This window comes from Bacillus sp. FJAT-27445 (assembly GCF_001510665.1).
GTDB lineage: Bacteria > Bacillota > Bacilli > Bacillales > Cytobacillaceae > Bacillus_D.
The window spans coordinates 311,098-322,641 of record NZ_LMTI01000003.1; the positions used below are offsets into that span (position 1 = coordinate 311,098).

13 protein-coding genes are annotated in these 11,544 nt (G+C 46.6%); 11 read left to right on the forward strand and 2 right to left on the reverse strand.

Annotated features, from left to right (window positions below):
- The first annotated feature begins 40 nt into the window (after positions 1-40).
- The 4 genes from AR337_RS10035 (at position 41) to AR337_RS10050 (ending at position 4,613) form a co-directional block, all read left to right on the forward strand.
- Positions 41-538 (forward strand): GNAT family N-acetyltransferase, encoded by a 498-nt coding sequence (locus tag AR337_RS10035; protein WP_059171877.1) that lies wholly within the window; start codon positions 41-43, stop codon positions 536-538.
- A 642-nt stretch (positions 539-1,180) separates the two neighbouring features.
- A complete protein-coding gene (locus AR337_RS10040; protein ID WP_156424358.1) occupies positions 1,181-2,785 on the forward strand; it encodes a gamma-glutamyltransferase family protein in 1,605 nt (534 codons plus the stop codon).
- A gap of 14 nt (positions 2,786-2,799) precedes the next feature.
- The gene (locus tag AR337_RS10045; RefSeq protein ID WP_059171879.1) at positions 2,800-3,405 is read left to right on the forward strand and encodes a pyroglutamyl-peptidase I; all 606 of its coding nucleotides are present in this window, start codon (positions 2,800-2,802) and stop codon (positions 3,403-3,405) included.
- A 413-nt stretch (positions 3,406-3,818) separates the two neighbouring features.
- The gene (locus tag AR337_RS10050) at positions 3,819-4,613 is read left to right on the forward strand and encodes a nucleotidyltransferase domain-containing protein (RefSeq protein WP_059171880.1); all 795 of its coding nucleotides are present in this window, start codon (positions 3,819-3,821) and stop codon (positions 4,611-4,613) included.
- A gap of 102 nt (positions 4,614-4,715) precedes the next feature.
- On the opposite strand, the gene AR337_RS10055 is transcribed toward AR337_RS10050, so the two are convergent.
- Entirely contained in the window at positions 4,716-5,741 is a 1,026-nt protein-coding gene (locus AR337_RS10055) for a Gfo/Idh/MocA family protein (RefSeq protein ID WP_059171881.1), read from the reverse strand.
- Positions 5,742-6,366: 625 nt separating this feature from the next.
- Here AR337_RS10055 and spoIIID point away from each other — a divergent pair.
- The 5 genes from spoIIID to AR337_RS10080 all read left to right on the forward strand — a co-directional run bounded on the left by spoIIID (position 6,367) and on the right by AR337_RS10080 (position 9,545).
- Entirely contained in the window at positions 6,367-6,639 is a 273-nt protein-coding gene (spoIIID, locus tag AR337_RS10060) for a sporulation transcriptional regulator SpoIIID (RefSeq protein ID WP_053368343.1), read from the forward strand.
- Positions 6,640-6,784: 145 nt separating this feature from the next.
- A complete protein-coding gene (locus AR337_RS10065; protein ID WP_059171882.1) occupies positions 6,785-7,786 on the forward strand; it encodes a rod shape-determining protein in 1,002 nt (333 codons plus the stop codon).
- A 318-nt stretch (positions 7,787-8,104) separates the two neighbouring features.
- Complete coding sequence (locus AR337_RS10070; protein WP_059171883.1) at positions 8,105-8,383, forward strand: DNA-directed RNA polymerase subunit beta; 279 nt, start codon at positions 8,105-8,107, stop codon at positions 8,381-8,383.
- 84 nt (positions 8,384-8,467) lie between these two features.
- Positions 8,468-8,902: a 3-hydroxyacyl-ACP dehydratase FabZ gene (gene fabZ / locus AR337_RS10075; protein WP_059171884.1), complete on the forward strand. Its 435-nt coding sequence runs from the start codon at positions 8,468-8,470 to the stop codon at positions 8,900-8,902.
- A 415-nt stretch (positions 8,903-9,317) separates the two neighbouring features.
- Complete coding sequence (locus tag AR337_RS10080; RefSeq protein WP_059171885.1) at positions 9,318-9,545, forward strand: hypothetical protein; 228 nt, start codon at positions 9,318-9,320, stop codon at positions 9,543-9,545.
- 266 nt (positions 9,546-9,811) lie between these two features.
- Here the strand turns inward: AR337_RS10080 and AR337_RS10085 are convergent, their stop codons facing one another.
- Positions 9,812-10,249, reverse strand: coding sequence for a YwpF family protein (locus tag AR337_RS10085; RefSeq protein WP_059171886.1), 438 nt, complete (start codon positions 10,247-10,249; stop codon positions 9,812-9,814).
- 261 nt (positions 10,250-10,510) lie between these two features.
- Here AR337_RS10085 and ssb point away from each other — a divergent pair, with 261 nt between their 5' ends.
- Both ssb and AR337_RS10095 read left to right on the forward strand, forming a co-directional pair.
- Positions 10,511-11,182 (forward strand): single-stranded DNA-binding protein, encoded by a 672-nt coding sequence (gene ssb, locus AR337_RS22695; RefSeq protein WP_082686919.1) that lies wholly within the window; start codon positions 10,511-10,513, stop codon positions 11,180-11,182.
- The gene (locus tag AR337_RS10095; protein ID WP_059171887.1) at positions 11,175-11,405 is read left to right on the forward strand and encodes a hypothetical protein; all 231 of its coding nucleotides are present in this window, start codon (positions 11,175-11,177) and stop codon (positions 11,403-11,405) included. The genes ssb and AR337_RS10095 overlap by 8 nt, the downstream gene beginning before the upstream one ends.
- Positions 11,406-11,544: the final 139 nt, after the last annotated feature.

Genomic DNA, 11,544 nt, shown 5'->3' on the forward strand with positions numbered 1-11,544 from the left:
CACCGTGAAATATAAAGATTAGACAAAGAGGGGGGCTGGAATGGAAAGGCGGACTGTAGCGGAACCGGTGGCTCTAGTTTTTTACAGCGAGAGCTACCGGGAGTATTTCGAAGCGTATCTATTGCCGGAAGAGCAGCAAAAGTTCACAGCGATGCCTTTGGATGCGTTGAGAGCGTGCGAGGAGTCCCACGGCAGGCATCCTGTTGTGATTCTATTCAATGATAAACCTGCCGGCTTTTTCGTCCTCCACGAGGGGGAGGGAATATCTTCATTCACCGCAAATCCCCATGCCATCCTATTGAGAGGATACTCTATTAATTGCGGTTATCAGGGCCTGGGGATTGCAAGCCTTTCTCTCAGACAGCTGCCTGGTTTTGTTGAACAGCATTTTCCCGATAAGACGGAAATTGTCCTCGCTGTTAACCACACAAATCTGGCTGCGCAGCATGTATATCGAAAGTCCGGCTTCGAGGACCGGGGCAGGCGAATCATGGGCAGGATTGGCGAACAGTACATTCTTCATAAGGATCTTGCGTAAAAAAGAGCTATCGGGGAATGGTTGGAGACCGAGGAGCTTTGTGGGCGAGGATATTGCAGTGGTTGACCATGATGGAAATGAAAAAGCACCATCCGATTCGATGGTGCCCCTTTAGGAAGGCGGGGTTATTTCCCGCCTTTTTGTTTTGGCTTCGGAGGATAAGTCCTTTCACTTTTGGGAAATGGGAGTAATCCGGTGTGTTGTTTAACAGGTTTTGTCCAGTGAGAGTTATTTTTATCTCCCGGATGAAGACAGTTTTGAGAGAGAAAAGCAATTCAAAGTGTCTTCATGAACGCGATGAAGACAGTTTGGAGGGGGAAAAGCAATTGAAACTGTCTTCATGAAGCAGATGAAGACAGTTTTAAGGGGAAAACTCATATGAAAGTGTCTTCATGGCACTGTCCCAAGTAGCACCAATGCACTCGCGAAAACTGCCTCATTGAAGCCTCCTTATTCTTAATGGTAATACTCATAAACTAAAATAATATTTTTCAGAACCTTTAGACAGCTGGATAGGTCATTTGGTATACTTTTCGTGTAACGAAGTATTTCCAGTTTTACCAATTTGAAACCATGGCTCCAAGTGTCAACAGAAGGCAATGTTTTTAAAAAACTATGTTCTTTTGCCGGGGGGAAAAGGGTTTGTCACTACTAAATTATCCATTTGCATCACGCCGGATGGCGGCGGTTGCGAGAAACGGAATGGTTGCTACATCGCAGCCGCTTGCGGCCCAGGCCGGGCTGCGCATCCTTCAGCAGGGAGGGAATGCGATTGATGCGGCCATTGCGACGGCTGCCTGCCTGACGGTGGTCGAGCCGACGTCAAACGGGATTGGCGGCGATGCATTCGCACTGGTTTGGACAAAGAACAAGCTTTACGGCTTGAATGGGAGCGGTCCATCTCCCGAAAGTATTACCATTGATAAGGTAAAGCAGTTGGGGCATGATAAAATGCCTTTGGCCGGCTGGGTCCCTGTCACAGTTCCCGGAGTACCGTCTTCCTGGGCGATGCTGTCCGAGCGGTTTGGCCGGCTGCCTCTAACAGAGGTTTTACGTCCGGCGATCGAATATGCGGAAAATGGCTTTCCGTTATCGCCAATAACAGGGAAGTACTGGGCCCGGGCGCATAAAATTTTTCAGACAAGGCTGAACGGACCGGAATTCGATGAATGGTTCAGGTTGTTTACGCCAGACGGCAGGGCGCCGGAGCCAGGGGAAATCTGGAAGTCGCGCGACCATGCCGAAACACTCCGGGAAATTGCGGAGACAAAGGCAGAAAGCTTTTACCGTGGCCGGCTTGCCGAAAAAATTGCCGCGGCTTCACTAGCGGCAGGTGGCTTCCTTGGCGAATCGGACTTGGCAGCCTATCATGCGGAGTGGGTCGAACCGATATCCGTCAATTACAAAGGATATGACGTTTGGGAAATCCCGCCGAATGGGCAGGGACTGATTGCCCTGATGGCATTGAATATTTTAAAAGAATACAATTTTACGCACCGCGAAAGTCCGGATTCCATTCATATTCAGCTTGAGGCGATGAAGCAGGCTTTCGCCGATGGCAAGGCATATATTTCCGACCCTCGCACAATGAGGGCGAAAGTAGAGGACTTTTTATCAGACGAGTATGCGAGTAACGCAAGGGCGAATATACAAGGAACAGCCCAGGTGCCGGAGCCCGGCAGCTTGCCAAAAGGAGGCACCATCTATCTCGCAACCGCTGACGGGGAAGGGAACATGGTTTCCTTTATCCAGAGCAATTATATGGGCTTTGGCTCGGGGATTGTGGTGCCAGGCACCGGGATAGCAATGCAGAACAGGGGTGTCGACTTTTCGCTCGACCCGGACCATGAGAACTGCCTCCAGCCGGGGAAAAAGAGTTACAATACAATCATTCCAGGCTTCATTACGAAGGACGGGGAAGCCATCGGGCCTTTTGGCGTGATGGGGGGCTTCATGCAGCCGCAGGGGCATGTACAGGTCGTAATGAATATGGTTGATTTCGACCTGAACCCGCAGGCAGCCCTGGATGCGCCGCGCTGGCAGTGGATCGAGGGGCTTAGGGTCGATGTGGAGCACGAGTTCCCGAATTATGTAATTCAGCAGCTTGCCGCCAAAGGGCATGCGATTACGGTTGCCTATGACTCAGGCGGCTTCGGGCGCGGACAGATTATTGTCCGGGATCCGAAGACCGGCGTGCTGACGGGCGGTACCGAGCACCGGACCGATGGAAGCATTGCTAGCTGGTAGGAGGAGAATTTTTAATGAAAAACCTGCTTTTGACAGGCTTTGAGCCATTTTTGTCCTTTCCGATTAATCCGACCGCAAAAATTGTTTCGGCGTTGGACGGCCAGGAAGTTGGCGGATATAAAATTACAGGGCTGTTATTGCCGGTTGACTACAATTCAGCTTCAGAGCGGCTTTTGAAAAAAATGCGAGAAACAGAGCCCGATGCGATTGTTTCACTTGGCCTTGCCGCCGGCCGCTCATCAATTACGCCCGAACGGATTGCGATTAATTGCCGGGACGGCGCCGCTGATAACAATGGGGTTGCGTTAGAGGACGCTCCGATTGTCGAAGGCGGGCCGGACGGCTATCTTTCAACTCTCCCAATTAGGCGGATGGTAAACTCATTGAAGGAAAGCGGTTTTCCGGCCGAGGTTTCAAATTCTGCCGGAACATATCTCTGCAACAATGTCATGTATTCGGCAATCCATGAACTGGCTGCCGCTAATAATCGGATACCGGCTGGCTTCGTCCATATCCCGGCATCGCATGAACTTGCGGTAGCCGGTAAAAAAACCATTCCGTCCTGGAGCGACAGGGATCTGCTTGATGCGGTGAAGGTGTTAATTGAGGTGCTGGAGTAGTAATTAAGAGTGATTTGGTTGACTCGGAGGATTCTCATGACCGTTTGGAGTTGGTTTGTGTGCTGAAACGGTCTTGACGGTGATAAATAAAACCTATTAGGCTATAAAATTTGATTTATATCTAGTAAATGAACCAGGGGACCGACTCCCTGGTTTTGTTATACTAATGAGAAACCCAGTGGGGATGGGTAAATTCTTTGGATGCTGATTAACCCCTTACATCCGCTGATAAAAGCCTTCCATCGGCTGATAGAGTCCATGCAAATGCTGATAAAGTGAACCTTCCATCAGTAGGGGGTCTTACTGCCTGTTAAGAGTGGGATAAACCAGGTGTTTCGGCTGGATAAATCATCCGCAACCGCTGATACAGTCGATTTTAGCCCAGCCAATTTTAAAAGATAGGAGGGATTCTTTTGAAAGAGCATATTCGTGAAGTTCTTGAAACAATCGAGAAAGATTACAAAATCAAAATATTGTTTGCCTGTGAATCTGGAAGCCGGGCTTGGGGTTTTCCATCAAAAGACAGCGATTACGATGTTCGGTTTATCTACATTCATCAAAAGGACTGGTATTTATCGATCGACCAGAAAAGGGATGTAATTGAAATTCCGGCGCACGACCCTATTTCCATTCCGATTGATGGGTTGCTGGATGTCAGTGGCTGGGAGCTTACAAAGGCATTGAGGCTATTTCGGAAATCCAACCCCCCATTGCTCGAGTGGCTCCGGTCTGGCATTGTCTATTACCATTTCGGCACAACAGCCGATAAATTGAGGGCACTGAACAGTAGCATTTACTCACCGGCTTCGGGCATCCACCATTATTTGAATATGGCCAAGGGGAATTACCGAGATTACCTCCAAGGCTCTTCCGTAAAAATCAAGAAGTACTTTTACGTACTCCGCCCAATACTGGCGGCAAAATGGATTGAAAAATACAATACAGTTCCGCCAATGGAGTTTAGGGAACTGGTCGAAGACATCATCCCAAGTGGGAATCTAAAAGAAGAAATCTTAATCTTGCTGAAGCGGAAAATTGCCGGTGACGAACTCGACCTGGAGCCAAAGATTGGGGTAATTAATCACTTTATTGAAGAGGAAATTAACCACCTTGAGGCTTATTCCAAAACACTCGATGTTAAAATTGATGACCCGACCGAGCAGCTTAACCGCCTTTTTCGCGATACATTGGAGGAAGTCTGGAGATAATGGTTCAAAAGGAACATGGAAGGGTCCAAAGTTTCTATGCATTTTTCCAAAATCCAGTGTCATAACAAAAACACAGCCTGGCCGGCTGTGTTTTTGTCATCTTTATTTAGGTGAAACTTCGTATGCCTTAAGGATGATTTCCATCGCTTTCTTGCCTTCTTCACCGTTGACGAGAGGTTCCCTGTTGTTGTTGATAGCATCGATGAAATCCTTGTAAAGCGGAGTATGGCCTTCGCCGTAGACGCTGTCAATATCAGTGCTTGTATCTTCTTTATCATAGTCGCGTTCGTCGGCAAATTGCCATGTTTTGATTTCATTGACTGCAAGACCGCCAATGACGACTGTTCCTTTTTCGCCAAAGATGCTCAGTGTTTCTTCAAGGTTTTTCGGATAAACGACGGCGCTTCCTTCGACGATTCCGATTGAACCGTTCTTAAACCTGATTAGAATTGCGCCAAAGTCCTCCATTTCGATATCACGCAAGAAGGTTTCCCTTTCGGCATGGATCCGCTCAATTTCAGAACTGCCAAGCATCCACTGAAGCAAATCAATGTTGTGGATACACTGGTTCATCAGGGTTCCGCCATCAAGCTCAGCTGTCCCTCTCCATGGGGCCTGCTTATAGTAGTTCATATCCCGCGTCCACAGAATCCGTGCCGTACCGCTCATAATGCGCCCAAAACGGCCTTCCTCAATTGCCCTTCTCAGCTTTTGGATTGGGGGATTGAACCTGTTCTGGTGGGAAACGCAGATTTTCTTGCCTTTTTCCTTTGCGACGGCAATCATTTTATCTGCATCTTCGACGGAAAGCGCCATTGGCTTTTCAATCATCACATGGGCGCCGCTGTTGATGGAGTCAATAGCATGCTTGGCGTGGTATCCGCTCTCTGTCGCAATTGTGACCACATCAATTTGTTCGTTTTCAAGCATTTTTATGTAATCTGTATACACCTTGACATCCGCATTTGGGAATTTATCCTCGTATTGTTTCTTTCTTTCAAGGGCCTTTTCCTCGACGATATCGTTTACTGCAACAAGTGTTGCGTCTTCTGCGTTATTAATCAGAGCCTCAATATGTTTGTATGAGATCCTTCCGCATCCAAGTACGGCAAATCGTAATTTAGTCATAATAGCCTCCTGTATTGAACATGTTAAAGTGCCCCGCTGCCAAATAGCGGGACGCTCAAAAACCTATGGTTATTGTATCAAATAAAATCTTGAAAAGAAAATAACATACTAAATTGGTCCCTTGTTCCTACAAATTGAAAACTCCACTAATCTACAGGGGGGGCAATTTAGAAATCTCGGAACATTTGCCTTCTAGACGGTTGGCGCTGCCTTTCAGCTGCAGAATCTTCTTTTGCCTGGTTCGTGTTTAAAAGCTCTTCTAATTGTTTGCCGTATAAGGAAAACTGGTCTTTTGTTTTTTAGCAATCTTGAGAATTATTAGAGGTTTTCCGAAAAACTTCCACGTACGCCTTGTCCCTTGTGCATATTCGCCTATCCAAGCTAATAAACTGTTACAAACCTGTACAAGAGAGTGTTTGAGGTGAGGAGTCGTTTGCGGACAATATGTATTTAGCCGAAGATTTGTTTAGACCTCACAGGGCCAGAAGGCAGTGCTTTTTTTTGTAAAAAAGGCGGCTGCTTTCTGACCGCACCAGCTTATAGGTGCGGAGGCAGAATTTCGTCGAAGTGATAAGCGGGTCTCATTTCACACTTCTCACATCCAACCTAAGGGAGGGCGAGTGGTGTGCACGATTACATCAAAGAGCGAACTATCAAGATTGGAAAGTATATCGTGGAGACGAGGAAAACAGTTCGCGTTATTGCGAAGGAGTTCGGCGTATCCAAAAGTACAGTCCATAAAGATTTGACAGAAAGATTGCCAGAAATCAGTCCCGAGCTTGCAAACGAAGTGAAGGAAATCCTTGATTACCATAAATCAATCCGCCATTTGCGGGGAGGGGAAGCAACAAAGATGAAATACCAGAAAGAAGATGCGGAAAGCGAGCCAGTAAAGTAAAAAAGACCCTTCATAAAAAATTAACAAATTTCTTCAAATTTCCGCATAAGCCTCCGGAAAAGTTATGGAAAACGGAACCGTTATGATACAATAGACAATTAGGACAGTATGTGGATTCCGTTTTTCGAGGAGGAAAGAATTAGCAATGTTTGCAAGGGATATTGGGATTGATCTTGGAACGGCCAACGTGCTTATTCACGTAAAGGGCCGTGGAATTGTATTGAATGAGCCATCTGTTGTTGCTATTGATAAAAATACGAATCGGGTTCTAGCCGTTGGGGAAGATGCCCGCCGCATGGTCGGGCGTACACCGGGCAATATCGTTGCGATCCGCCCATTGAAGGACGGGGTTATAGCTGACTTTGATGTAACCGAAGCAATGCTGAAATATTTTATTAACAAGCTCGATGTCAAAGGTTTCTTATCCAAGCCGCGCATCCTAATCTGCTGCCCAACGAACATCACAAGTGTTGAGCAAAAGGCAATCAAGGAAGCTGCTGAAAAAAGCGGAGGCAAGAAAATCTACCTTGAGGAAGAGCCGAAGGTGGCAGCTATTGGAGCGGGAATGGATATCTTTCAGCCGAGCGGCAATATGGTAGTCGATATTGGTGGAGGAACGACAGATGTCGCAGTCCTTTCAATGGGCGATATTGTCACTTCCTCTTCCATTAAAATGGCTGGCGATAACTTTGATATGGAAATCCTGAACTATATTAAACGCGCGTATAAGTTACTAATCGGAGAGCGGACATCCGAGGACATCAAGATAAAGATTGCGACTGTATTCCCAGGTTCACGCAATGAGTCATTGGAAATCCGAGGCCGTGATATGGTCAGCGGGCTTCCTCGTACAATCACGGTTCATTCCGAGGAAATTGAACTGGCTCTCCGTGAGTCTGTCGCGGTAATCGTCCAGGCTGCCAAAAGTGTTCTTGAGCGCACTCCGCCGGAACTTTCCGCCGATATCATTGACCGTGGCGTCATCCTGACCGGAGGCGGAGCACTTTTGCACGGAATTGACCAGCTCCTTGCCGAGGAACTAAAGGTACCGGTATTGGTGGCTGAAAACCCGATGGATTGCGTTGCTATTGGAACTGGCGTCATGCTCGATAATATCGACCGGATTGCAAAAAGAAAATTCGGATAAAAGTTGCAGGAAGCTTGGCGGAGTTGATCGCTGGGCTTTTTTGTATTTTGCATGACTTTATGAAAAGTTAATTTAGTTCATGATATTGTTTGAAGATGCCTTTATTTCCTCATATAGGAATGTTTGCGTGCACCAGAATAAAAAGGCTTGAATTGTTCAAATTTGTTCCTAAATATGGGTTTTAGTGAAAAAGGATGTTTAATTTGCTGTTTTTCCTTATAATAGTGATATAGGGCTTAATCGGTTCGATTCGTTATTGTTAAAAAGGAGAAATGGCAAAGAGTGTTGGCCATGATTCCCGTTTAAAAGGAGTAAACTATGTCTTCTATCTCATATAAGCAGCAGGATCCGAAAACACGCGAACAATATAAAAAAGCAAAGAAGGCGAGAGTTGCCAAAGCCACCGGAAACAGGAAATATGTCCGGATTAGGCTGATTCCAATCTGGCTCAGGATTATCCTGTTCATCCTTCTAATTGCCGTCTGCGCGGTTGGCGGGGCTATGTTCGGGTATGGTGTGATTGGGGATGGAGATGCCGGAGATGTATTTAAACAATCGACATGGACACATATCCGTGACCTTATAACCAAAAAATAATCAAGGAAGGAGATATCCCTTCCTTTTTTTATATGGAAAACGTAAAATGAATCTATTAGTTCGTATTATGAGGAGGTACTAAAATTGCTTGACATCAAACAAATTAAAGAAATCATCCCTCACCGCTATCCGTTTTTGCTTGTAGATAAAATTCTTGAAATTGAAGAGGGGAAGCGAGCAGTTGGTATAAAAAATGTAAGTGCGAATGAAGAATTCTTCAATGGCCATTTCCCGGACTTCCCAGTCATGCCGGGTGTCCTGATTGTTGAAGCGCTTGCCCAGGTCGGAGCAGTCGCGATGCTGAAGCGTGAGGAAAACCGCGGCAAGCTAGCCTTTTTTACGGGCATCGACAATTGCCGCTTCAAAAAGCAAGTCTTTCCTGGCGACCAGCTTCGACTTGAAGTTGAAATGGTCCGTTTCCGCGGTCCAATGGGAAAAGGCAAAGGAATCGCCACGGTTGATGGCGAACTCGCATGCGAAGTCGAAATCATGTTTGCCCTAATCGACCAGAAAAAATAAATTGGCTGCCAGGCGCACAGTGGGACATTTTTCGTCCCATTTGGGTGCCTGGCCCTTTTTATTTTGGGTCTTTTTCCTCATTTTAGGTTAGATGAGGTTTACATTTCTGGAAATGGTTTATTTAGTAGTACATTAAAGCATACAGTGCCGCATACCCTCCTACAAGACTGGAACTGGCACTGTATGTTTAGTTTTTTGGAATTTGTTCTTTATATTGAGCGATTCGTGAGGGATTCGGTCAAACAGGCAGCTTATTCGGTCAAGCGGCCAAACTTCAGCAAATTCGGCTTTTTTATCAGGTTCCTCTGTTGGATTTAAAAGGACGTACATACCTTGATGCAAGTTCCTTTCATTTTAGGGCATTGTAAGAGAAGGCAATGGCCTGACAACTGACAAAGCGAAAGGGGCTTATACCATGAAGAAGAAGCTTTGCATACTCTTCGCAGGAACGATTTTCGCAGCGATGCTTACTCTCGCAGGCTGCGGTACAAATGACGATGAACAAAATCCCCCTCCTCCTCAGGACCGCATCCATGACAATAAAGGGAACGACGTGGATCCGGATAACGACGGAAGAGTGGACGAGGATGGTTTGCCAAGCGATACAAATGACAATACCAACAACATGAAAAAACATCGATAATGGAGAAACAGTTGATTAAGTAGGGCGGAGGGAAGCTTCCGGCCTTTTTTTGATTAAGTTCTTGCCTCACTGCAAGCATCCGACAATTCCCCAGGCGCATGGTTGGCGAAGCCCATGTAGGACGGGCACTCCATAAAATTCAATCAAACGTTTGATTGAATTCCTCACTGTCGAAAGGAATCAAATCTGCCACAAGCCAGCCGCCAATAATAATCCCCAAAATTAAAAAAACAGCCCCAATGGAGCTGCCCGACTGCGATAACGTATTAAACCTCGGATTTCCGTTGTTTCAACTTCGGTTTCCTCTGTATTTTATCCTTGAACTCATCCAATAGCATATTTCCGTTGAGTCCCTGATCCAGCAATTGGCCGAGGAGGACTTCCGCATAATTATTTTTTGTTTTTCTTAAGCGCCCTTGCAGGAGGACGCTGATATGCTGTTCGAATTTTTTCAAGGAGCAAACCCTTGTCTGGAAAAAAGCCGGATCATTCTCCCTGTTCGTGATGACAGCCTGTACAATAAACTCATTGCCGGCATCCTCCAGCGCCTTAAAATAATCATAAAGGCCAAGCTCTGTATAGGCTTCAAGAAGCCAGTTGGAATGCACATCTTCTTTGTTAATAATCAGGCCGCTTTCCAAGGGAATTTCGGTTGTATCCTCACCATCAAGGATTTCAAGTGACACCAGTTTAAATGTTTTCACTCCAGCACCTCTCCCTACAATAATTTTGCCTGTATTATATCATAGTCAATGTAAATAGCGATGGCATCCGTTTTGTCGAAAAATAACTTGCCCAGTGGCCAAATTCGCTATAATTTGCGGGAAACCACTTGCAAAGGGAGTATTTAGGCGTGGAAAAGCGCTTTTTTTAGCAAAAATCGGCCCCGAAATTCATTTTTCACAGTTTTACTTTTTTCACTTTCAGGCGTTAAGATGGACGCATCGACGAAAGGAGTTGGAACTATGATTAACCAAGTAACCCTGGTAGGGCGGCTGACTAAAGATCCCGAATTAAAGGTCACATCGGAAGGTACGTCGGTGTCGAATGTCATACTGGCTGTGAACAGGCAATACAAAAACAGTAATGGCGAAATCGATACAGACTTTGTCCAATGCACCCTTTGGAAAAAAGCAGCGGAGAACACCGTCCACTATTGCCGGAAAGGGTCGGTGGTCGGCATCACGGGAAGGATCCATACGCGGCATTATGACAACCAGGAAGGAAAACGGGTATATGTGACTGAGGTTGTTGCCGAATCGATTCGTTTCCTTAGTAGCAAGCCGGCAGGAGCAGCATCGCATGAAACAGAAAATACAAGGTCCGTTCCCGTTCCCGGGATGGATGTCCATCAAAACAACGAGCCTTCAACTGAATCTATTCCATTCCGCCACCAGGAGCAGCCGGTCGGGCAAGGTCAGTTCCAGCGCGCGCAGCCAGAGCCGACAACCGGGCAAGAACAGTTCCACCGGCCGCAGCCAGAGCCCGATTCGCGTCAGGGCCATTTCCATCCGCCTCTGCGTGAAACGGCACCAGCCAGCGGTTCCTTCCACGACTCCCAGCCGGTTTCACCGCCTCCGTTTACTTTTGAAAGGGAACCATCCGCCCGTGGCAAGGAGGAATTTCCTTTTGGATAGGAATAAGAGCAATGTAGCGGAAAGCCTTGAATTGCTGCTCGAAAGCCTGATTAGAATGACTGGAAAAACCAATGAGCATGTTAGCAGCCTGCATAGCCGGATTCTTCAGCTTGAAAGAAGGCTTGATGAATACGAAAACGACTGGAAACGAACATGCAACGGTTGCCCAACGCAATTGCCACAGCTGCCTTTAAAGGAAAAAGGATTCCTCTTCCACCTCTAGTCCCCTCATCTGGCCTGGCACTTACGACTAGGCTCCTGCCTAAGAGCTCCTCCCTTTAAAAATATCTTCACCATGATCCCTTTCAGAAACAAAATCAATCTGCCCCTCGAATCCTACCCCAACTGCACCGGCGGCTTCC